The organism is Dialister succinatiphilus YIT 11850 (assembly GCF_000242435.1).
GTDB classification, from domain to species: domain Bacteria; phylum Bacillota; class Negativicutes; order Veillonellales; family Dialisteraceae; genus Dialister; species Dialister succinatiphilus.
Map to the genome: position 1 here is coordinate 76,946 of NZ_JH591190.1, position 21,781 is coordinate 98,726.

A 21,781-nucleotide genomic window follows, 5' to 3' on the forward strand; every position below is an offset into this window, starting at 1 on the left:
TAAGATTCCCGCCCGTTCGAGCGGGGCTTCGTGCCGGTATGGGTGGGAAGGGCGTGGGCTCTATGGAAACTCTGAGCCGGGAGATTTCTCCACTCTGTGGAGACTCTGCATAGAGTCTCCAAGTCAGCCGAAGTTGGCCTCTAGCCTGCACAATAAGAGGCTTTCCTATTGGCGGCTGATCGGCTGCGGTCGAAATGACGGAGGGAAGGGATCGGTGTCATTCATGGCATGTGATTGCAGGAGCTTGCATCCGCTCCTTCTCTTTGCTTACTATCTGATAGAGGGTCCATCATTTCTTCACAGCTCCTTTTCTATTGACCAGTTTCCATAAAAATGGTATGATTCATATCATAAGAGACAATAAAGTCTCAAAAGACATAGTAAAGTTTTTACAGGAAAGGAGTGTGCCATGCATCTGGAAAGCAGGGAAGAAGAATTGAAAAAACTGGCCCTTGCCTTCTGCACGAATCCCCGCAGGACCGCCGGCGAGCTGGCGGCAGCGGCAGGTATCAGCAAAGCCACCTTCTACCGGGTTTACGGCTCTCGAGAAAACTTGTCCCGTCTGCTCAGCGAAAAGGCACGGGAAAAAGTGTCCTTCCTCATGGAACTGGTGAATGAGGAAAAGGGCGATACGAAAAGCTATCTGCGGAAAATCATTCACTGCTGCTGCGATAACAAGGAGTTTCTTATGCTCCTCTGCTACGGCTATGCCACCGGCAGTATCGACAGCTGGTGCCAGGACACCTATACCCGGCAGATGACCGATTTCTTCCTCCGGGGACAGAAATCCGGCGCCTTTCGGGTAGATATTCCCGCTTCCGTGATGACGGAGCTTTTTGCAGGAGCCATGTGGTCCCTTTTTGAAGGAGAGTGTCATGGCCGGGTGGCATCTGCCAGCCTGCCGGACTACTGGGAAGCCTTTTTCCTGAAGGGAATTGAAAATCAGTCAGAAAGAGAGGAAGAACATTGAAAGAAGTCAAACCGTCCAAGCGGCCTATACTGGCCTACTACGTCATCATATTCCTGGTGATCATCTTCTTTAACTCCCTCATCATGCCCATGTTCAAGAGCAATGAAGTGAAGAGCGTGGATTATTCCAGCTTCATCACCATGACGGAGAACAAGGAAATCGATAAGGTGCAGGTAGAGCAGGACCAGATTCTTTTCACCAAGAAAGGGGATAAGCAGGCCTATAAAACAGCGCCTATGAATGATCCCCAGCTGGTGGACAGGCTCCATCAATCGGGAGCCGATTTCACCGGCAAAATCACAACCCCCATGAATCCGATCCTTGATCTGGCCCTGACCTGGATTCTGCCGATCCTCATTTTCTTCGGCATCGGCCATTATATGAACAAGAAAATCATGAAGAACATGGGCGGCCCCGGAGCCATGCAGTTCGGCCTGGGGAAATCGAATGCCAAAATCTTCGTGAAGCCTACGGACGGCATCAAATTCTCCGATGTGGCAGGGGAAGATGAAGCCAAGGACAGCCTGAAGGAAGTGGTGTCCTACCTCCATAACCCCAGCCGGTATAAGGAAATCGGTGCCAAAATGCCGAAGGGCATCCTGCTGGTGGGACCGCCAGGCACCGGCAAAACCATGCTGGCCAAAGCAGTAGCCGGCGAATCAGAAGTTCCCTTCTTTTCCATTTCCGGCTCTGAATTTGTGGAAATGTTCGTAGGCATGGGCGCCGCCAAGGTGAGAGACCTCTTCAAGCAGGCCAAGGAAAAGGCACCCTGCATCGTGTTCATCGATGAAATCGATGCCATCGGCAAGAAGCGCGGCGGCGCCGCTATCGGCGGAAACGACGAAAGAGAACAGACCTTGAACCAGCTGCTCACGGAAATGGACGGATTCGAAGACAATACAGGCGTCATCATTCTGGCAGCCACCAACCGTCCTGAATCCCTGGATCCCGCCCTCACCAGACCGGGCCGTTTCGACCGGCAGGTGCCGGTAGGACTGCCGGACCTCCAGGGCCGTGAAGCCATCCTCAAGGTGCATGCCAGCAAAATCAAGCATGCCCCCAATATCGACTACAACAAAGTGGCCCGTATGGCTTCCGGCGCTTCCGGCGCCGAACTGGCCAATATCGTGAACGAAGCAGCCCTTCGGGCCGTCCGCGACCACCGCAGCTATGCTACGGAAGAAGACATGGAGGCCTCCATCGAAGTGGTTATTGCAGGCTATGAGAAGAAACATGCCATTCTGTCGGATAAGGAAAAATGCGTGGTTTCCTATCATGAAATCGGCCATGCCCTGGTGGCTGCTCTCCAGTCCCATTCTGCCCCGGTACAGAAGATTACCATTATCCCCCGTACCAGCGGCGCCCTGGGCTACACCATGCAGGTGGACAAAGGAAACCATTACCTCATGACTAAGGAAGAACTGCTGGACCAGATTGCCACTTTGACCGGCGGCAGGGCCGCAGAAGAAGTGGTCTTCCACACCTCCTCCTCCGGCGCCTCCAACGATATCGAAAAAGCCACCAAGCTGGCCCGGGCCATGATTACCCGCTTTGGCATGAGTGATGAATTCGGCATGGTGGCCATGGAAACAGTGACCAACCAGTACCTGGGCGGCGATACCACCTTGGCCTGCTCGCCGGAAACGGCGGCCCGCATCGACCGGGCCGTATCGGACCTCATCAAGACCCAGCACGCCAAGGCAGTGAAACTGCTGGAAGAAAACCGGCCCAAGCTGGATGCCCTGGCCAAGTACCTCTATGAGAAAGAAACCATTACAGGAGAACAGTTCATGCAGATCCTGGAACATGGGGTGCCGGAAGAAAAACCGGCCGCACCGGTTCCGTCCATGGACCTGAATCTGGAAAAATAAAATTCTGTCATATCCCGTGAAAAAGGGGCTGCCAGGAAATGGAAATCATTTTCTGGCAGCCCTTTTGCGAATCGTTTCCTGCCGGCTTGGTGCAAAAGGACTCACCGAATCATGTGAACTGCCGGTCAATTTGTGGTATAATTTATAGATATTTCATATCTTTTTTACAGATTTCTTACGCGAGGTGCATGGTGAAACAAGTGATTCTATCCGCCCTTTCCTGGGTGGTATCCACGTCTCTGGTGATTATGGCGCTGCTCCATTTGGGCGGGGACTTCCCCGACATTCACAGCTTTGTACAGCCCCGGCTGGGTGCGGCGCTTCTGGTCTTCCTGATCGTATCCTTCGGTCTCTTTACCGTGATGAACAGGAAATATCTGAAGGCCCTCCTTCCCTGGGCAGTGATTCTGCCCCTTCTCTGGATGGGCACCTTCACCTGGGCCTACGGCTTTGCTTCCCTGCCGGAGAAAAAACATCTGGGCGACTACTACGTGCTGGGAGGCCTCCTCATGGCGCTGCCCTATGTGTATACCGCCCTCACGGCCCGCAGGAAACGGTTCTCCTCCCTGTGGACAGTCATTGCCGGGGTGTATACCTTCTTCATGGTGATAATTCCTTTCATCTATATCGGCTACTACGTCCTCTTCGGCGGTGAAATGGATATGTTTGCCATGATGGCCGTGCGCTCCACCCATTTGAAGGAAATCAAGGACTTTCTGCGTACCATGGGCTCCCCAGCCCATGCAGTCATGGCAGCGGCAGCTCTTGCCATTGTCATTGCCTGCGCCGTCACCCTCTCCCGGAGCCTCATGAGAAAAGCCAGAACCTTTGAAGGAAACATCCTCCGGGGCAGCGGCAGATCCTTCTCCATCGGCCTTCTTGCGATTTCCCTCCTCTTCTTCGGCGGCTTCTACCGTCAGATTACCCATGTATTTCCTGCCTCCATCATTAAAGCACTGAACTCCTCAGGCAGCGAATTCCAGCTCCTCCAGAAACTGAACGACAACCTGGACAAGAATGTCAAAACCATGACCTTCCTTGCGCCGAATCCGGAAAACGGCATTGACGAAGGCACCCACATCGTCATTATCGGCGAAAGCGCCAATAGGGACCACATGAAAGCCTTCACCCCGGACTATCCGGAAAATACCACCCCCTGGCTTTCGGAAATGGCCAAGTCAAAGGACTTTGCCCTGGGATACAAGGCCTACTCCAATTTCCCCAATACCCTTTTCTCCCTGTCCTACGCCATGACCAGCGCCAACCAGTACAGCGACATGTCCTTTGAAGACGTGGTGAGCATGGTGGACGTGGCCAAAGCCGCCGGTTACCGTACCGACTGGATTTCTTTCCATAACCGGAGCTCCATGTCCAGCGCCGGCGTCACCATGATTGCAGAACGCTGCGACGATTCCTACTGGGAAAAGAACTATGACGGCTACACCCTGGAAGTGCTGAAGAAACTGCCGCCTGCCAAAAAGCGGATCATCTTCATCAACATCGACGGCAGCCACTACACCTACATTGCCCGGGTGCCTGTGAACCTGCGGGACAAACTGGGCATTTCCAAAGAAGATCCCTATCATGACTACGACCTTACCATCGCTTATGACGACCAGGTGATGAAGGACATCTTCGAATACGCCAAGGCAAACCTGAACCTGAAATCCATGATTTACTTCTCCGACCATGGCGAAAATATGAAGCACTACCACACCACATCCCCCTTCTACTACGACATGGTACACATTCCCTTCTTCGTCTACCTCTCGCCGGACTACCAGGCCGCCCATCCGGACCTCATGCCTGCCCTGAAATCCCATGAGCAGCAGGTCTTCACCAACGACCTGGCCTTCGACACCGTCACCGGCATCTGGCAGGCAAAGACCAATTTCTATCAGTCCAAATACGACTTCTCTTCTAAGGACTACGCCATCAACATGGACAACGCTACCACCTTCGAAAGAAAGAAGAAAATCAAAGACGACCCTGTGTGGCAGGGCAAATAAAAATAAGCAGGAAACCAAATCGGTTTCCTGCTTATTTTATGCCTTTTATGCCTTGGAAATAGTGAACCATGCCATAACTGTCAGAGGCGTAAGAGATGTATCCCTGAGCCGGGAGGCGCACATGGCCTGACCCTAACCGGCAGGGAAGCCGTCCCGAGAGCCTCAAAGCACAGGCCCCGAAAGAACCCCTTCCAAAGGTAAAAATCTCAGTCCCTTGAAAACAAATCCCTGGTATATACCTTATCCTTTACCGGCAGGAGATCTTCACTTACCCGGTTGGCCAGGATGATGTCCGATGTCTCCCGGAAAGATTCCAGATCATGGGTGACAGGCACGCCTTCAAAGGTGTCCTTGTCCAGGGTGGGTTCATAAATGATAAGGTCTATGCCCTTTTCCTTCAGCCTTTCGATGATACCCTGGATGGCGGAAGAACGGAAATTATCACTGCCACTCTTCATGGTGAGGCGGTAAATGCCCACCCGTTTTGGCGAAAGAGAAGCGATATGGTCTGCAATGTACTGCTTCCTTGTTTCATTGGCCTCCACCACCGCGCGGATCATGGTTTCCGGCACATCCCTGTAATTGGCCAGAAGCTGCTTCGTATCCTTGGGCAGGCAGTAGCCGCCGTAGCCGAAGGAAGGATTATTGTAGAAATCGCCGATGCGGGGATCATAGCCCATGCCCTTGATGATATCGGCGGTGTGCAGCCCTTTTTCTTCGGCGTAGGTGTCGATTTCATTGAAATAAGCCACCCGGATGGCCAGGAACGTATTGGAAAAGAGCTTGATGGACTCCGCTTCCGAAGACCCCGTAATAAGCACAGGAATCTCCTCCTTAATGGCCCCCTCCTGCATGAGGGACGCAAAAAGGCGGGCCCCCGGAAGAAGGGATTCCTTCCCCTTCGGAATACCGACGATAATGCGGGAAGGATAGAGATTGTCATAGAGTGCCTTTCCTTCCCGGAGAAATTCCGGCGCAAAAAGAATGGAAAGGGTGGGGTACCTCTCGGAAATCTTCTGCGTATAGCCGATGGGGATGGTAGACTTGATGATTACCAGCGCCTTCGATTTCACCCGCTGGATCTGGGACAGGATGGACTCCACCGCCCTCGTATCGAAATGGCCGGTGACATCATCATAATTCGTAGGCGCCGCAATGATGATGAGCTCCGCCTCCCGGTAAGCACTGTCCCCGTCCAGAGTGGCAGTGAGAGAAAGATTTTTATGCTTCAGGTAGTCCTCAATATAGGCATCCGCAATGGGAGACTCCCGGCGGTTCACCATATCCACCTTCTCCGGAATCACATCCACCGCAGTCACCTCATGATGCTGGGCAAGAAGAATGGCGTTGGACAGTCCCACATAGCCGGTACCGGCAATGGCAATTTTCATAATATTTCCTCGCTTCTTTAAAAGATTATTTACCTTATTATACTCTTTCCCCGCCCCCTTTGCGACAGCCCATGAGACACCGCTGCGGCCAGGATGACTCTATAGACAGAGAAGCGAGGAGCCCGGAAGAGCGGCCGCCACATCCTGCCTGCGCACATCCATGGAAAGCAGGATCGCCGCCCTTCCCTATGATCGCTTCCCTGTCAGCCGGCTGAAAACCTCATAGAAAAACTTCCTGGATTCCCCAAAGCGCTTTCGGTGCCCGCTTCAGGATTTCAGGGAGTTTTTTTGCGTGGCTTTCGATATCTATGGAGCAGGAGAGGGCAGCGTGAGTCTTTTAGGAAATGACAGGCCGGCGAAGGGAGAAATATGTAAATGGAAAAGGAACCAACTGATGAAGAGTGCACAGCTTTGGCCGGTTCAGGTGGTTGAGTACACTTTATAGCGATTTATAAATTACTTTCATATGCTTTCAAATTGTTATTTATAGGGATAGGGCATATAATATTGTAAAGACTTTGTAAAAAGCCTGCATTTCATTTTAGTCATGCGATTTAACTTCAGAAATTCCAAGGGAGGACAAAATGAATCGGTTCAAGCGTTGTCTCATTGCTGCAGCGGCAGCAGGTTTTGCGGTTATGCTGGTGGCAGGTTGTGGAGGCGGTTCCGGTAAGGCTGATAGCAGTGCTGCTTCCGGTAAGGCTTCTATAAATATTGTTCAGGTAAAAAGTGAAAAAGAGGCTGACCTGGTTGATCAGGCTAAAAAGGAAGGGGTCGTTAAGGTCTATTCTATTACCAGCCGTGTTGCTAAGGCCGGTGCCGGATTTGAAAAGAAATATGGCATCAAAGTGGAAGCCAGCGACATGAAGGATTTTGAACTGATTGATAAGGTGACTACTGAAGTGAAGGGAAATGCAGACGGTGCGGATATGGTTATCTGTCAGGATTCAGGCCGTGTGTATGGAGAACTTCTGGCAAGCGGCTATCTTGAAAATTACATCCCGGCAGACCTGAAAGGTGATATTCCTGAGAAGAATCAGACGCCTCTTGTATTTGCCTACATGAATAAGGTATTTATGTATAACGATGAAAACGGGAAGCCCTGTCCGATTTCCAATATCTGGCAGCTTACAGATCCATCCATGAAGGGGAAATTCTTCTTTAAGAGTCCGATGCAGGAAGGTATTAATGCCAATTTCCTGACTATGCTTACAAAGCCTGAGATATCAGACAAACTGGCCAAAGCCTATGAAGATTATTATCACAAGAAACTGGAACTGACTACGCCTAATGCAGGGTATGAATGGATTAAGCTGGCTTTTACCAATGGTCTTGTTATGGGATCCAGTGATACATCTATGACTGAATCCATCGGTGTGAAGGGTCAGGATAACACGGCTGTAGGACTTTTGAACTATTCCAAGATTCGTTATAAAGATAAAAAGAACCTGGCCCTGGCAGCTGCGGATAACATTAATCCATATTCCGGCTTCTATTATCCGGAGTATGTGCTGATGGTGAAAGGCGCAAAACATCCGGCAGCAGCAAAACTCTTTATCCAGTACCTGATGACACAGGAAGGATTCAAGAGCTGGTCTTCCGATATGGGTACCTATTCCGGTAATACGACCATTGCTGTAGCTAAAGGAGATAAACCGCTGGCTGAATGGGAAAAGGTACTTGTAGGCGATGATCCGCAGTATATTTTTGAACATCGTGCGGAAGTCGAAGAATTTATCAGTCAGTTTATCTGAAAGAAATCTATGTAAGTATTGGAACACCGGGACATGATGCGGGAATCTGTGAAGCGATCAGTGCGGTTCTCCCTCATTCCCGGTTTTCTATATAATGAATGAGGTCTTAATTATGAATGCAGCTGTCAGGCTGAAGATGTTTTTCCGAAAGCCTTATAATGTGATACTGGTGGTGCTTTTTGTGGCCCTGGTACTTCTTACACTTCTGCCGCTGCTTTCCATCGTTATGGATACAGTGACGGTTCATTCTTCTGAGGTTATGCGTATTCATGGAACGCATGCAGGAGATTTTACGGATTATCATTGGCGCAAAGTACTGATGGATGGTCAGAACAGTATTAATATTTTTTATAAACCGCTTTGGAATACTATTATGATTTCCATTGCTACCTGTGTCATTGCAATTGGCTGCGGGGGCGGGATGGCATGGCTTATTACGAGAAGTGACATCCGGTTTAAACCACTGCTTTCAGCACTGTTTGTGGTTCCCTATATCATGCCTTCCTGGACATTGGCATTGGCATGGCTGGACTTTTTTAGAAATCCACTGGTAGGCGGGGTGCCCGGCATATTCACGGCACTTACCGGAATTGTTACGCCCAACTGGTTCGCCTATGGCTTTTTCCCGATTTCTGTGGTTCAGGGACTGCATTATGCACCCTTTGCCTATATTCTGATAGGCGGGATTCTGAAGCATATGGATGCTAATCTGGAAGAAGCTGCACAGCTTCTCCATGCATCGCGGATGCAGATTTTAAAGAGAATCACTCTGCCTATGGTGAAACCGGCGATTCTTTCTACTTTCCTTCTCGCGTTTTCAAGTTCCATGAGTGCTTTTGCAGTGCCGGCTTTCCTTGGGGCGCCGGTGCGATATCAGGTGCTTACGACCCAGCTCTATAGAACACTGCAGGGGTTAAACCCGGGTTATGGATATCTCATGGCTCTGGTGCTTATCCTGATTGGCGTAGGGATTATGCTGGTGAACCAGAAAGTACTGGACAGCCGTAAATCCTATACAACGATTACCGGGAAAAGTTCCCAGATTTCTCTGGTGAAGCTGCGTTCACTCAGGAACCCTCTTTCCGTTATTCTTTCTATCCTTCTTATCTGTGTAACGGTAGTACCTCTTATTACTTTCGCGGTGGAATCCTTCATTGTGGAACCGGGAAATTATTCACTCAGCAACTTCAGTACCGTTTTCTGGACCGGTGCCGGTTCGACAGACATTGCTAATGGAGAACCTGGAATTCTTAGAAATCACAGCGTGTATCGCGGACTGATAAACAGCCTTGTGCTTTCAGTGATTTGTGCATTCTTTGCTGGTACCATTGGCATTCTGGCCGGATATTCCATTGTTCGCAAAAAGGGGACTTTCCTGTCTAATGCAGTCAGCCATCTGACCTTTTTCCCCTACCTGATTCCAAGTATGGCTTTCGGGGCTATTTACCTTTCTATGTTCAGTGTTCCACGTGGACCGATTCCTGCTCTTTATGGTACATTTGCCATTCTGGCCCTTATTGGAACAGTAAAATATCTGCCCTTTGCCTCCAAATCCGGCATCAACTGTATGCTGCAGCTGGGAAATGAAATAGAAGAGTCAGCCATTATTATGGGGATTCCCTGGTGGAAGCGTATGGTCCGTATTATTATTCCTATTCAGAAGACCAGCATCCTTTCAGGGTATCTGCTGCCGTTTATTTCCTGCATGAGAGAGTTATCTCTCTTTATCCTGCTTGTTACACCGTCTACGGCTGTATTGACAACCATGCTTTTCCAGTACAACGAAAAAGGCTGGAATCAGTATGCCAATGCCATTAACCTGCTGATCGTATTTGTCGTATTATTTGTGAACTGGATTATTAATAAGCTCACCGGAGCGTCTATTGATAAGGGGATTGGTTGAAGATGCCTGAAATTATCTTAAAAAACGTCACGAAAACATTTGATCATACCAACGCCGTAGACCATTTGAATCTGGTTATAAAAGACCGCGATTTCATTACCCTTCTGGGGCCGTCAGGCTGTGGTAAAACAACGACCCTGCGTATGATTGCAGGCCTGGAAACGCCGACTTCAGGAGAAATCATTATTGATGGACAGACCGTCTTTTCTTCTGAAAAAGGGATTGATGTACCGCCGCAGAAGCGGAACGTTGGCTTTCTGTTTCAGAATTATGCCCTTTGGCCACATATGACAGTGCTCCAGAATATTACCTTTGGCCTTGAAAATTTGAACTGGGAAAAGGAAAAAATCAGGGAGCGTTCTTCCAAGCTTATGAGAATGCTGCAGATTGAAGAATATAAAGACCGCTATCCGGCAGAACTTTCCGGCGGCCAACAGCAGCGTGTTGCCATAGCCCGCACTTTGGCAACAGGTCCCCGCATTCTTCTCATGGATGAACCCTTATCCAATCTAGATGCAAAGCTTCGCATGGAAATGCGTTCGGAACTGAAACGTCTCCATATGGAAACAGATTCCACCTTTGTATATGTAACTCATGACCAGTTGGAAGCTATGACACTGGCTACCCGGATTTCCCTTATGAAAAAAGGTAAACTCCAGCAATTTGACGCACCATTGACTGTATATAACTGCCCGTCTAATGCATTTACTGCGGATTTTATAGGTAATCCAAGCATTAACCTGATTCCTGTGAAAGTAGAAAGCAGGCAGGAGCAGGAAGTGCTTCTGCATATGGGATCAGCCTCCATCCATTTCCATGCTTTAGATTCCATGGAAGCGGAGAAAGGGGAATCCCTGCTTTTAGGCATAAGACCAGAAAATATTGAAATTTCTGATGAAGGTACCATTGAAGCCAAAGTTTACTCAGCCCTTCCCAGTGGAATGGAAACAGTGGTTAAGCTGGATGTGCTGGGGCTGATTCTTACGGCCGTAGTCTTTGGAGATCGTGAATTTCATATCAATGATAAAGTCAAAATCCGCTTCCGCTCACGGAAAAATCACCTTTTCCGTCATGACGAGGAAGGCAGGCGTATCGCCAGCGGCGAACTGGATTAACGTAACTTTGGCTTTATTCGGGCTGCACAAAAATAAGAGAAACTAAAAAACAGGTCATCCTCTCTCCGCCCAGAGCGGTGCTTCAGAGGATGGCCTGCTTTTTTGTTCGAGGAGGCCCAACCTTTCCTTCCGGAAAAAATCATGAGCAGTTTTTTAACAGAAATATATCAAATGGAAACATCCTTATCAGCGAAGTGTGTAATCAATGAATCCGGACAAACCTTGGCTTTCCCAGGTCAGGAAATAGGACTGTAGCAGACATTTACCATGTTAACGAAAATATGCCAGAAGTAAAAATATTTTGGTAAAATAAGTAAGAAATCGCAGATTCTCGATAAGTGCAGCTTTCTTTTCGGGAAATGGTCAGTTCACTGCCGCATAGGCAGTTTAGAAATCAAAGTGAATGGGATGTGCCTTGTAGTTCATTGATTTATCCAAACTTCTATAAATTTTATAAATTATCCGAATATCATCTATTTTTGCTCCTCCTCCTCATTATCATCGTCATCGTCATCATCTTCTTCATCCAGCGGTTCGAATGGAATCTTTTTCCTGATACAAAAGGCGTATTGGGCAATATCTCCGCCGTTTCTGATGATTCCGGCTGTAATAGTATCCGCTAACATCTGCCGCTCCTCATCATTGGAAAGGCATAGCTGCACTCCTGTGATAAAATTTTTTTCGTCCCAGATTTCCTTCAAAATGTTTGTAAGTTCATTCTTTGTCATTTGTGCCTCCTTGTTTTAATTTCATTTTATCATAATCATGCATAATCCTGTATCTGTCATTTCCCTTCTTACATTTGAGACTCTGATCCGTTCGCCGCGCAAGTATGACTTTATTGCAACCGCAAACATTGAAACTTTACTATTTGATATTTGACTCTTTTGCTATTTCTGCTATACTAAGGCCAGAGGTAAGAAAGGTCTTATCTCCACCACATTGTCAGAGGAAATCCTGCTGCTGTCTGCATATAAACCCCGTTTGTAGATTTGTATTAGCATCACAACCTCAGCGATTCGTTTTTTTCATAGTCAGATGAAATGTGGATCCGGAATTGAGCTCGTTAGTGATGGCGGCAGGGCAATGAATCCCCTCCTTTCCTCTGGCAGTATTTTAAAGGAGCCACGCTCTTGGTTCCTGAAAACGCCTTCGTTCCCCGCAGACGAAGGCGTTTTTCCATGGGAAAAGGAGTGGAGGATTGAGGGTTGCTGTCAGCTTTTTGCTTTTTCTCCTGCCTGGCAGGAGGGCATGAAAAAAACAGTGGAGAAAATCCACTGTTTTTTTTATTTCAGCATGTCTTTCCATTCGTCGGGGTAGTCGCCGCGGTATTCTACCACCTGGTCCATAGGTTTTCTGGGCAGGGGGCGGACTTCTTTGTCGGTGTAGCCGAAGGCGATGGCAGCTGCCATTTCTCCGTCTTCATGGAGCCATTCTTTCAGTTCGTCGTAGGCAAAGAAGACGTTGCAGGTCCAGAGGCTTCCGATGTTGCGGTTGGTGGCTTCGAGGCACATGTTCTGGATGGCAGCGCTGATGGACTGGATGTCGGCCAGTTCCATGAGGTATTCGTCCTTGGGATGGTCTTCGCGGTAGTTCAGGCCTTTGGTGTTCATGACGAATACGATGACCGGCGCCTGTTCCAGCACCCGGGCGGTGTAGATGGCGGAGGGGATGAATTTTTCGTATTTCTTCCCGAAAATGGCGTTTTCTTCGCCTTTTCTGTTTTTCATGATGCCTTCCTTCAGGCATTTCACCATGGCTTTTCTTTCGGCGCCGCGGATGACGATGAATTTCCAGGGCTGGGCGTTCTTTTCGGAGGGGGCCCACATACCGGCTTCCAGGATCTGGTTCAGGTCTTCCTGGGGAATCGGTTTCTGGAGAAAATGACGGATACTTCTTCTTTTGTAAATAGCTTCTAACACGGTGGTAATCCTTTCAATGTATAAGTTTCGGTTGTAGATAAGACTGCATAAAAGAAATTATATGCAATTTTGAGTGATAAAGCAAGTTTTTTTAGACTGAGGGTCATATCAGGGGGCGTGGAGCAGGGGGCCTGGAAGGGAGGAAATCTGCTATAATATAGGTAAGGAATTATGGGAAAGTGTCAGTTCAAAGGAGGTCTTATTATGGACATCAAAAAAATACTCGTTCCCATTGATGGCTCCGATGCTTCGGAGAGAGCCTTTTCTTACGCCGTGGCTTTTGCGAAGAAAACGGCGGCGGAGTTGATTCTTCTTTATGTGGTGGATGCGGACGTCCTCATGTATCCGGTGTACCGGGTGAGCCTGGCAGAGACGGATACAGCTTCGGTGAAGAAGAAGGGCGAGGATATTCTGGCACTTTATGCCCAGGACGCACCGGAGGATGTGAAGGTGCGCCGTATGGTGACCATCGGTGTGCCGGGGTCTTCTATCATCCGCACGGCTGAGGCGGAGGGAGTGGACCTCATTGTCATGGGCAACAGCGGCAAGGGTTCCGTTTCTTCTTTCGTCATGGGCAGTGTGAGCCATTATACCGTGCATCATGCCAAATGCCCGGTACTGATTGTGAAATAGTCTGTCTTTTTTGAAATCGCGGCCTGGCGGGTACGATTTTCCCAGGCAGAAAGAAGGGATTTTTATGATAGCTAGAGAGATACATAAGATTCTGATTCCGGTGGACGATTCGAAAATGTCAGACCGGGCTTTCGATTACGGCATGGACATGGCAAAGCTTTTTGATGCAGAGGTGCATGTCATTTATGTGGCCAACGGGGAGGGCATGAGTACTCCGGATTTCACGGTCCATTTCAATGAAAAGAATGATGATACCAGTCCGCTGAAGGAAAAGGGAGCCGCCGTGCTGGCCCGTCTCATGAAACGGGTGCCGGAGGGGGTGAAGGTGCATCAGGAAATCCTCCTGGGTTCGCCGGAGGTGATGATTGCCCTCACTGCCGAGGATGACGGCGCAGACCTTATCATCATGGGCAGCAGCGGAAGAAATTCCTTCTCTTCCATGTTCCTTGGCAGTGTGAGCTACTACACTGTGCATCATGTGAAGTGCCCGGTACTGCTGATTAAGTAAGACTGCTGGCAGCTGGACGCTTACTGCTGCTATTGTCTGCTGGACAATATTTCCGAAGGCAGGAGGGTTCAGGCGCCTTAGGCGCCCGGGTTCAAGCCGCCGTCGGGTTGCGCCGAAGGGCGGCATATATACTTATCGCCCGATAGGGCGATACCACAACCCTCAGGCCGCAGGCCTGTCAAACCTGAGAACCCTCGGGGTGAAGCCCCGTCAATCTTTAGAACCTTCCGCACCCAGAGGGCGCGGGGTCTCAAAGCGGCTTACAAGCTGCCGCGAAGCGGCCGCCTTAACCCTCGGGGCATCAGCCTCGTCAAACCTAAGAACCTTCCGGCCATCGGGCCGGTCAATCTTAAGAACCTTTTCTAAAGTAAGGAGGCGTAGAAATGAGCCGGGAAACGAAAATAGGCATCGTGGCATTTATCCTGCTGTTCTTCGTCGGTGCAGCCGGCTTATTTCTTGAGCCTTCCCGCTGGTTCCACAAGGATTTTTATGAGATTCATGCCGTTTTTGACAATGCCCAGGGCATCCGGGATCATGCCCAGGTGCTTTATGCCGGGGTCTCTGTGGGCCGGGTGCGCAGGATCCATGTGAAGGATGGGAAGGCGGTGCTGGATCTGGACATCCGGAAGGGTACGGTGATTCCGGAGGATGCCAGGTTTACCATCGACAGTTCCGGCGTGGTGGGAGATCTCTATGTGAAGATTTCCGGCGGCCGTCCGGGAAGCAGGAATCTGTCCGACGGCATGACGGTGCAGGAGTATAAGAATGACCGCATGGATGAGCTCATGGAAAAGGCCGGCCGCCTCATGGATACGGCAAAAAGTCTGCAGGGAAATATAGAGGGATTTAAGGAGAAATGAGTGATACAGTGAGCTGGTGAGCTGGTGCGAGCTGCAGCTACGTCATGTGTGGAGGGAGATTTCGGGGCTCCGCTGCTGACCCTCGAAATGACAGCGGCGCCATGAAATAGGAAATTTTTAAGGAGGCAGTTTTGTAGGATAAATTTATCCTACAAAACTGCCTCCTTTCTGATATAATGAGGGAGAGGTGATTTTTATGCGCATTGATACGAATACCATGATTCCCATGACCGAAGCAAATCGTAATTTTTCTAAAGTAGCACGCATGGTGGATGAAAAAGGGGCGGCTGTGATTATGAAAAATAACCGGCCCCGCTATCTGATTCTGAATTTTGATACCTTAGAGGATGGAACTGCCGGCGATGAAGAGGTGGAAGCCATTTCTAAAAAGCTGATGCAACAGAACCGGACTGCTTATGAGGTATTGGCTAAATGAAGAAACTGACCAAAGCACAAGTACTTCGAATGTACAACGATATGGTCAATCAATTTGGTGGAACCAGGGGAATGAGGGATGAAGGGCTTTTAGACTCAGCACTTTCCGCGCCTTTTCAGACTTATGACGGATTTGAATTATATCCGGAGATAGAGGAAAAGGCGGCTTGTCTGGGATATGGTCTTATTGAAAATCATGCAATGGTAGATGGAAATAAAAGACTGGGAGTTCATGTTATGCTTGTGTTTCTTGCGCTGAATGGCATTATGCTGACATATACCCAAGAGGAGCTTTACACGATTGTTCTTCAGATAGCCTCTGGGGACAAAAGCCGGTCTGACTTATTGACCTGGATTAAAAATCATGAGGATAATAATTAGCTTTTATACAGTAAAACCTAACAGCGTCATATCAGATAGGAAACTAAAAAAGCACGGCCGCGGGGCCGTGCTTTTTGCTATTCTCAGAGCCGGACTTCGATGACGTCGTCTTCGCTCTTTCTTGCCAGGGGGCAGGGGTTGTGGTTGGGGTAGCCGAAGGACATGGCCATGACCATTTCCCCTTCGCCCAGCCAGTCATGGAGTTCATCGTAGGCGAAGAAGATGTTGCCGATCCACAGGCTTCCGATGCCCATGGAGGTAGCCTGGAGGGCCATGTTTTCAGCAGCGGCGCCGATGGCCTGTACGTCGGAAAGTTCGTGGATTTTTTCAGCGGCAGTCCAGTTGTCGGTGAGGGGGCGGCCCTGGGGATTTACGATGAATACCAGTACCGGTGCCTGTTTCATGCACTGCAGGGTGAAGCGGGCGTTGGTAAAGAGTTCCGGTGCTCCGGCCAGGACGCCTTCACCTTTTTCTGATCTTTCAATGCCCTTTTCCATGAGGGCCAGTGCCGTTTTCTTGCTCTCTCCCTTCACTACGATGAATTTCCAGGGCTGACGGTTCTTGGCAGAGGGGGCCCACATGCCGGCACGGAGGATTTCGCGCATGTCTACCTTGGAAATGTCGGTGTCCTTGAAGAAACGGACGCTTCGTCTTTTGAAAATCAGATTGTACATAGTATTTCCACCTTTCCTGATATTTGATCCTTGTGATTATGCTTTTTTCATTATACACCGTTTTGAGGTTTTAGTGTTGGAATGCCCAAAGTTTCCTGTGGGAAAGAAGGACCAGTGGTGTCATGCCGGGCAGGAAACCATATGCCCACAGTTTCCTGTCGGAAAGGAACACCAGTGGTATCATGCCGGACAGGAAACCCTTTGCGAAAAGTTTCCTGTCTGGCATGAAGCCGCAGTGTTTCAGCAGAGTAGGAAACTCTTTGCAAATAGTTTCCCGTCCGGCAGGAGACAAAGGCGTTTCCTCTGGGTAGGAAACCCTTTGTGAAAAGTTTCCCGTTTGGCATGAAGCCGCAGTGTTTCAGCAGAGTAGGAAACTCTTGGCGAATAGTTTCCTGTCTGGCATGAAGCCGCAGCGTTTCCATAGAGTGGGAAACCTTTTGCTTATAGTTTCCTGTGCGGCATGAAGCAGCAGTGTTTCAATAGAGCAGGAAACCCTTCGCCTCTAGTTTCCTGTGCGGCATGAGAGTACAGCGTTTCCATAGAGTAGGAAACCTTTCGCGAATAGTTTCCCATCTGGAATGAAGCAGCCGCGCTCCAACACCATAGGAAACCTCTCACGAATTGAGCCTTAAAAGAAGCCCCCGGCGCTTTTGCACCAGGGGCTTTTTTTATTTCATCTGATAGTTATAGTTCTCATCTAGGCTTCCTGTGAGGTGGAGGAGGGCAGGGGCGTCGGCGGCGTCGATTAAGAGGGAGCGGTTTTTCAGAATCGCTTTGGCGCTGCCATAGGGGGTGCGGATCTGGTTCCAGTTGGGGGACCAGTCGGCTTTGATGCCGGCGGCCCGGGCCAGGGGCATGACGGGGAGGTAGATATGGCCGTCTTTGCCGAAGGCTCTGGCATCCAGTTTCCTGCCGTCCAGATAGATGTCGTAAACCTTGGCCACGTATCTGGGATTTCCATCGGAGGCTTCAATGGCCTGCTTGATGTCATCGTCCGATACGCAGGAGGCCACGCCGAAGGGGGCCAGTTTGGCCTTGACTTTGCTTACGTCCAGGGGCTCTTTGCCGTAGCCGTCGGGGTAGATGTAGTAAACTACGGTGTGGTCTGCTTCCCGCTGCACTACGACCCGCTCATAGAGGATGTCCACAGGGATGCCTTTCACGATATGGGCGTAGAGGTCTTCCACGTCTGCTTCGTTCATGCGGACGCAGCCGTGGGAGGCGTAGGTGCCGATGGCAGAGGGCACGTTGGTGCCGTGGATGCCGTAGTTGCCTCCGATGCCGATCCAGCGGTAGCCGATGGGGCAGTCAGGGCCTGACGGGATGGAGGTGCCGCTGTCGGGGTCAATCCAGGTGGGGTTGATTTCCATGTCCACCACTGTTCTTCTGCCGGTGGGGGTGGGAGAGGAGGGTTTGCCGGGGGCAATGGGATACATGCGGATGCCCACGTCTCCCTGGTAGAGGGTGAGGAGGCGGCTGGCCAGGTTGATTTCAATGCGCTTGTCTTCAAACCGCGGCTTTTCTGGTGCCTTTTTCAGGGCTTCTGCATCTTTAGGTGCCGTTTCTGCTGCTTTTTCCACAGCTGGTGCCTGTTTGGCCTCTTTTACGGCTGTTTCAGCAGCAGAGGCTTTGGCTTCTTTTTTGGCAGCAAGGACTGGCGCTTCCTTTGAGGGAGCTCCTTTTTCTCCTTCTGCTTTTTCTTTTTTCTCTGTTTTTTGGATTTTCTTGTGATGGTCTGCTTTCTTTACGGTTTCGGTCCTCAGGATTTTCCCTTTGATTACAGTCACTTCTTCGTGGCCGTTCCATACTTCTTCGGCGGCATTGACTTCTGCCAGGCCGCAGGTCCCCAGGGCAGCGCAGAGGGCCGCTGCCAGAATGATGTGTTTCACTGATTCAATCCCCTTTTTATTGTAATGATGACATATGATTTCCTTCATGCCGCCGTTTCCGCTCTTCTGTGAGGTTTTCCAGAAGGTTCGGCATGGTTTCGCTTTTCCATACCCACTGTGGCGAGAGGGCGGCTGCTTTTTCTTTAGCTGCCAGCAGGTCGTAGTATACCTGCCATTTGGCGTCCACCAGGCTTCTTCCGCTCTGCCGGAGGAGGTAGGCGGGATGGAAGGTGGGCATCACCGGTATGCCGTGATAGTCGATCCAGTGGCCCCGGGAGCGGATGATGCCGGCTTCGTGGCCCAAAAAGAAGCGGAGGGCCACTTTGCCAAGGCCGACGATGACTTTGGGCTTCACCAGGGCGATTTCCGCGGCCAGCCAGATGGAGCCGCAGAACCGTCCTTCTTCCATGGTAGGTGTCCTGTTTCCCCGGGGACGGCATTTGACGATGTTTGTCACATACACATGGTCCCGGGTAATGCCTACGGAAAGGAGGGCTTTGTCCAGAAGCTGTCCGGAGGGGCCCACCAGGGGTCCTCCGTAATCATCTTCGACACCGCCGGGGCCCTCCCCTACGATCATGAGAGGCGAGTCGGAAGGTCCTGTGGAAAGCACGGGCCCCAGGCCTCCCTCTTTCCTGAGAGGGCAGCGGCTGCAGCTTCGGATTGCCTCTGCCAGGGCTTCATGGGAAGGATAGGTTATTTTTTCCGTCTCTTCATAAAGTTCCCGATGGCGGCGTGCCGCATATTCTTCGGGGTCTTCATGTCCAAATAAATCCAATGGTATCACCGATCCTTTATAATGGGCCGCCTTTGGCGGCCCCGCGCCCTTTGGGCGCGAAGGGTTCTAAAGATTGACGGGGCTGCGCCCCGAGGGTTCTCAGGTTTGACAGGCCTGCGGCCTGAGGGTTAAGGTATCGCCCTGGGACACACCTTCGGTGTGAGGGTTGACGGGACTTCGTCCCGAAGGTTCTTAAGGTTCGTAAGTTTGACGGCCTTTCAGGCCGAGGGTGGTGGTATCGCCCTTACGGTGCACAGCGAACACATTTTGCACTATGCGAACTGGATTTGTAAGGGAGCATCAGCGACCTGAAAATCCAGTGAGTCAGTGACAGCAGTGGATGCACTATGCGAACTGGATTTGTAAGGGAGCATCAGCGACCTGAAAATCCAGTGAGTCAGTGACAGCAGTGGGTGAAGGAGCGCTAGCGACGCGCAAAATGTAGTGAGTCGTTTCCCCTTTAGGGGGCGATGAACATAAAGTCAGCGTTACGGGATGACATTGCTGTATCATATGGTATGATAAGCATTCTGCAGGCTGGCTCGCTGCGCTCGCCTCCCCCTATCCGGCTTTGCCGGACTTCCCCCTGTTCAGGGGGAAGAATAAAACACCTCGAAGCCTCGCTTCGTAAGCGGCTCTACAGTAAGCACGGGTTATTGTGCCACCTCGAAAAGGAACTGGATTCATAGGGGAGCTTTGAGACCCGCGAATCCAGTGACATGCTTCCCACCGGGCAAGGTGGTGGCGCCAGCCACCAAAGGGGAATCTCCATCGCCTGCCAGGGCGGTTGTAAAGGTTTTATCATAAGAGGGCGCCTTCTATAAATATAAGGCGCTCACCACAACCCTTGGTCCCAAAGGGGCCATCAAACTTAAGAACCCTCCGGCCAAAGGCCGGTCAATCTTAAGAACCTTTTGCTCACCTCCTGAGCGCCAGCATCTCGCCACCCATGTCTCAAACTACTGCATATCCGGCGGCGGTTCCTGGTTGGTGATTTCATAGAACAGGGTGAACTGGCCGGCGAAGTGGAGTTTCACTGTATCCACCGGGCCGTTTCTGTTCTTTGCCAGAATCACTTCTGTTTCATTTTTCCGGGGGTCATCGTCTTCGATTTCCCTGTTGTAGTAAGCCTCCCGGTAGAGGAAGCTCACCATGTCTGCATCCTGTTCCAGGGAGCCCGATTCACGGAGGTCCGAAAGGAAGGGACGATGGTCCTGCCTGGATTCCACGCTTCGGGAAAGCTGGGACAGGGCGATGACCGGTACATTGAGCTCTCGGGCCAGACTCTTCAGGGAGCGGGAAATTTCCGAGATTTCCTGTTGCCTGTTGTCTCCGTTCCGGGAAACGTTCTTGGCCTGCATGAGCTGGAGGTAGTCGATCATAATAATGTCCAAACCGTGCTCCGCTTTCAGACGGCGGCACTTGGACCGGATTTCTGAAACGGAAATGCCCGGCGTGTCGTCGATGTAGAGGGGCGCGTCCATGAGCACGCTGGCGGCGTTGGCCAGCTGGTCCCATTCCTTCTGGGTAGAAATGCGGCCGGTGCGCAGGCGGGAGCTGTCCACCAGGGCGGTGGAGCAGAGAAGACGCTGTACCAGCTGTTCCCGGGACATTTCCAGGGAGAAGAAGGCTACGCTCCGATGGGCGGAGGAAATACTCATGTTCTTGGCAATGTTCAGCACGAAGGCCGTTTTACCCATGGATGGGCGGGCGGCGACGATGATGAAATCGCCTTTCTGGAAACCGCTGGTGAGGGCGTCCAGGGAGGGGAAGCCGCTGGCCAGGCCGGTGATGGATTCCTTATTCCTGAATTTCCGGGTGATTTCCTGAAGCTCCGACTGCACGGCTTCGCCGATGGGGGTGAAATCGGAACGCCTTTCGTCACGGGTCACCTCCAGAATGGATTTCTCCGCGTCATCCGTAATATCTGCCACGTCCTGCCGCTCTGAATAGGCTTCGTCGGCAATGGTGCCGGCAGCGTCAATGAGCCGGCGCAGTTTGGCCTTGCCTGCTACGATTTCCGCATGGCGGTCCACGGACTTGGTGGTCACCACGTTGGCAGGAAGCTCATTCACATAGAGCACGCCGCCTACATCGTCCAGCCGCCCCATGCGCTTCAATTCTTCCGTCACTGTCAGAATATCCGCCGGTTCGCCCCGGTGGGACAGGTTCAGAATGGCCTGGAAAATAATGGCATTGGCTTCCCGGTAGAAATCGGCCGGCGTGAGGAGGTCCTCAGCTGTCAGAATGGCATCCTTGTCCAGCATCATGGCGCCCAGCACCGATTTTTCCGCATCAATATTCTGCGGAGGCACCCGGGATACGATCATGGTATCGGTATTCGATTTTTTCTTCCATTCCTTTTTCTGGAAGTTCTTACCGTCAAAGGTATCAGCCAAAAAAATGCCTCCTTTCGTAGGACATATATCTTTATTATTCTATCATATTTTTGGGAAATAGGAGATGAAAAGGGGCCGGGCCTTCGTAGGGGTGGCCGCCAGCGGTGTCCCTTTTTTTATAATCTGCGCCCCCTAAAGGGGAAACGACTCACTACATTTTGCGCGTCGCTAGCGCTCCTTCATCCTCTGCTGTCACTGACTCACTGGATTTTCAGGACGCTGATGCTCCCTTACAAATCCAGTTCGCTAGTGCAAAATGTGTTCGCTGTGCACCGAAGGGCGCCACCAC

18 protein-coding genes are annotated in these 21,781 nt (G+C 50.7%); 11 read left to right on the forward strand and 7 right to left on the reverse strand.

Annotated features, from left to right (window positions below; genetic code table 11):
- The first annotated feature begins 409 nt into the window (after positions 1–409).
- From HMPREF9453_RS10485 to HMPREF9453_RS10495, 3 genes are all read left to right on the forward strand, one after another.
- Positions 410–970 carry a TetR/AcrR family transcriptional regulator gene (locus HMPREF9453_RS10485; RefSeq protein ID WP_008860539.1) on the forward strand — a complete coding sequence of 187 codons (561 nt, stop codon included), beginning with the start codon at positions 410–412 and terminating at the stop codon, positions 968–970.
- Positions 967–2,841 (forward strand): ATP-dependent zinc metalloprotease FtsH, encoded by a 1,875-nt coding sequence (gene ftsH, locus HMPREF9453_RS10490; RefSeq protein ID WP_008860540.1) that lies wholly within the window; start codon positions 967–969, stop codon positions 2,839–2,841. The genes HMPREF9453_RS10485 and ftsH overlap by 4 nt, the downstream gene beginning before the upstream one ends.
- Before the next feature lie 191 nt (positions 2,842–3,032).
- Positions 3,033–4,850 carry a sulfatase-like hydrolase/transferase gene (locus tag HMPREF9453_RS10495; RefSeq protein WP_187368087.1) on the forward strand — a complete coding sequence of 606 codons (1,818 nt, stop codon included), beginning with the start codon at positions 3,033–3,035 and terminating at the stop codon, positions 4,848–4,850.
- Between the two features lie 206 nt (positions 4,851–5,056).
- Here HMPREF9453_RS10495 and HMPREF9453_RS10500 read toward each other — a convergent pair whose 3' ends face one another.
- Entirely contained in the window at positions 5,057–6,241 is a 1,185-nt protein-coding gene (locus tag HMPREF9453_RS10500; protein WP_008860542.1) for a nucleotide sugar dehydrogenase, read from the reverse strand.
- Between the two features lie 584 nt (positions 6,242–6,825).
- Here HMPREF9453_RS10500 and HMPREF9453_RS10505 point away from each other — a divergent pair.
- The 3 genes from HMPREF9453_RS10505 to HMPREF9453_RS10515 all read left to right on the forward strand — a co-directional run bounded on the left by HMPREF9453_RS10505 (position 6,826) and on the right by HMPREF9453_RS10515 (position 11,013).
- Positions 6,826–7,995, forward strand: a complete 1,170-nt coding sequence (locus tag HMPREF9453_RS10505) for an ABC transporter substrate-binding protein (RefSeq protein WP_008860543.1) — start codon at positions 6,826–6,828, stop codon at positions 7,993–7,995.
- Positions 7,996–8,107: 112 nt separating this feature from the next.
- Positions 8,108–9,898: an ABC transporter permease gene (locus HMPREF9453_RS10510; protein ID WP_008860544.1), complete on the forward strand. Its 1,791-nt coding sequence runs from the start codon at positions 8,108–8,110 to the stop codon at positions 9,896–9,898.
- 2 nt (positions 9,899–9,900) lie between these two features.
- On the forward strand, positions 9,901–11,013 hold the full coding sequence (locus HMPREF9453_RS10515) for an ABC transporter ATP-binding protein (protein WP_008860545.1): 1,113 nt from the start codon (positions 9,901–9,903) through the stop codon (positions 11,011–11,013).
- Positions 11,014–11,486: 473 nt separating this feature from the next.
- Here the strand turns inward: HMPREF9453_RS10515 and HMPREF9453_RS10520 are convergent, their stop codons facing one another.
- Positions 11,487–11,741 carry a hypothetical protein gene (locus HMPREF9453_RS10520; protein WP_008860546.1) on the reverse strand — a complete coding sequence of 85 codons (255 nt, stop codon included), beginning with the start codon at positions 11,739–11,741 and terminating at the stop codon, positions 11,487–11,489.
- A 558-nt stretch (positions 11,742–12,299) separates the two neighbouring features.
- The gene (locus HMPREF9453_RS10525) at positions 12,300–12,935 is read right to left on the reverse strand and encodes a nitroreductase family protein (protein ID WP_008860547.1); all 636 of its coding nucleotides are present in this window, start codon (positions 12,933–12,935) and stop codon (positions 12,300–12,302) included.
- Between the two features lie 204 nt (positions 12,936–13,139).
- Between HMPREF9453_RS10525 and HMPREF9453_RS10530 the strand changes: the two genes are divergently transcribed.
- From HMPREF9453_RS10530 to HMPREF9453_RS10550, 5 genes are all read left to right on the forward strand, one after another.
- On the forward strand, positions 13,140–13,568 hold the full coding sequence (locus HMPREF9453_RS10530) for a universal stress protein (protein ID WP_008860548.1): 429 nt from the start codon (positions 13,140–13,142) through the stop codon (positions 13,566–13,568).
- A gap of 64 nt (positions 13,569–13,632) precedes the next feature.
- Positions 13,633–14,076: a universal stress protein gene (locus HMPREF9453_RS10535; RefSeq protein ID WP_008860549.1), complete on the forward strand. Its 444-nt coding sequence runs from the start codon at positions 13,633–13,635 to the stop codon at positions 14,074–14,076.
- Between the two features lie 383 nt (positions 14,077–14,459).
- Positions 14,460–14,936 carry an MlaD family protein gene (locus tag HMPREF9453_RS10540; RefSeq protein WP_008860550.1) on the forward strand — a complete coding sequence of 159 codons (477 nt, stop codon included), beginning with the start codon at positions 14,460–14,462 and terminating at the stop codon, positions 14,934–14,936.
- A gap of 196 nt (positions 14,937–15,132) precedes the next feature.
- Positions 15,133–15,372 carry a prevent-host-death protein gene (locus HMPREF9453_RS10545; protein ID WP_008860551.1) on the forward strand — a complete coding sequence of 80 codons (240 nt, stop codon included), beginning with the start codon at positions 15,133–15,135 and terminating at the stop codon, positions 15,370–15,372.
- Entirely contained in the window at positions 15,369–15,752 is a 384-nt protein-coding gene (locus tag HMPREF9453_RS10550) for a type II toxin-antitoxin system death-on-curing family toxin (protein WP_008860552.1), read from the forward strand. Before HMPREF9453_RS10545 ends, HMPREF9453_RS10550 begins: the two co-directional genes overlap by 4 nt.
- An 83-nt stretch (positions 15,753–15,835) precedes the next feature.
- Here HMPREF9453_RS10550 and HMPREF9453_RS10555 read toward each other — a convergent pair whose 3' ends face one another.
- The 4 genes from HMPREF9453_RS10555 to dnaB form a co-directional block, all read right to left on the reverse strand.
- Entirely contained in the window at positions 15,836–16,426 is a 591-nt protein-coding gene (locus HMPREF9453_RS10555; RefSeq protein WP_008860553.1) for a nitroreductase family protein, read from the reverse strand.
- Positions 16,427–17,094: 668 nt separating this feature from the next.
- The gene (locus HMPREF9453_RS10565) at positions 17,095–18,363 is read right to left on the reverse strand and encodes a L,D-transpeptidase (protein WP_008860554.1); all 1,269 of its coding nucleotides are present in this window, start codon (positions 18,361–18,363) and stop codon (positions 17,095–17,097) included.
- Positions 18,332–19,093: a uracil-DNA glycosylase gene (locus tag HMPREF9453_RS10570; protein WP_008860555.1), complete on the reverse strand. Its 762-nt coding sequence runs from the start codon at positions 19,091–19,093 to the stop codon at positions 18,332–18,334. The genes HMPREF9453_RS10565 and HMPREF9453_RS10570 overlap by 32 nt, the downstream gene beginning before the upstream one ends.
- A gap of 959 nt (positions 19,094–20,052) precedes the next feature.
- A complete protein-coding gene (dnaB, locus tag HMPREF9453_RS10575) occupies positions 20,053–21,492 on the reverse strand; it encodes a replicative DNA helicase (RefSeq protein ID WP_008860556.1) in 1,440 nt (479 codons plus the stop codon).
- Positions 21,493–21,781 lie beyond the last annotated feature (289 nt).

Bases quoted from the DNA above. Each gene is read 5' to 3' on its own strand.
- HMPREF9453_RS10485 (WP_008860539.1), top strand. From the start codon at position 410: ATGCATCTGGAAAGCAGGGAAGAAGAATTGAAAAAACTGGCCCTTGCC.
- HMPREF9453_RS10500 (WP_008860542.1), bottom strand. From the start codon at position 6,241: ATGAAAATTGCCATTGCCGGTACCGGCTATGTGGGACTGTCCAACGCC.
- HMPREF9453_RS10505 (WP_008860543.1), top strand. From the start codon at position 6,826: ATGAATCGGTTCAAGCGTTGTCTCATTGCTGCAGCGGCAGCAGGTTTT.
- HMPREF9453_RS10510 (WP_008860544.1), top strand. From the start codon at position 8,108: ATGAATGCAGCTGTCAGGCTGAAGATGTTTTTCCGAAAGCCTTATAAT.
- HMPREF9453_RS10515 (WP_008860545.1), top strand. From the start codon at position 9,901: ATGCCTGAAATTATCTTAAAAAACGTCACGAAAACATTTGATCATACC.
- HMPREF9453_RS10520 (WP_008860546.1), bottom strand. From the start codon at position 11,741: ATGACAAAGAATGAACTTACAAACATTTTGAAGGAAATCTGGGACGAA.
- HMPREF9453_RS10530 (WP_008860548.1), top strand. From the start codon at position 13,140: ATGGACATCAAAAAAATACTCGTTCCCATTGATGGCTCCGATGCTTCG.
- HMPREF9453_RS10535 (WP_008860549.1), top strand. From the start codon at position 13,633: ATGATAGCTAGAGAGATACATAAGATTCTGATTCCGGTGGACGATTCG.
- HMPREF9453_RS10540 (WP_008860550.1), top strand. From the start codon at position 14,460: ATGAGCCGGGAAACGAAAATAGGCATCGTGGCATTTATCCTGCTGTTC.
- HMPREF9453_RS10545 (WP_008860551.1), top strand. From the start codon at position 15,133: ATGCGCATTGATACGAATACCATGATTCCCATGACCGAAGCAAATCGT.
- HMPREF9453_RS10550 (WP_008860552.1), top strand. From the start codon at position 15,369: ATGAAGAAACTGACCAAAGCACAAGTACTTCGAATGTACAACGATATG.
- HMPREF9453_RS10555 (WP_008860553.1), bottom strand. From the start codon at position 16,426: ATGTACAATCTGATTTTCAAAAGACGAAGCGTCCGTTTCTTCAAGGAC.
- HMPREF9453_RS10565 (WP_008860554.1), bottom strand. From the start codon at position 18,363: ATGAAGGAAATCATATGTCATCATTACAATAAAAAGGGGATTGAATCA.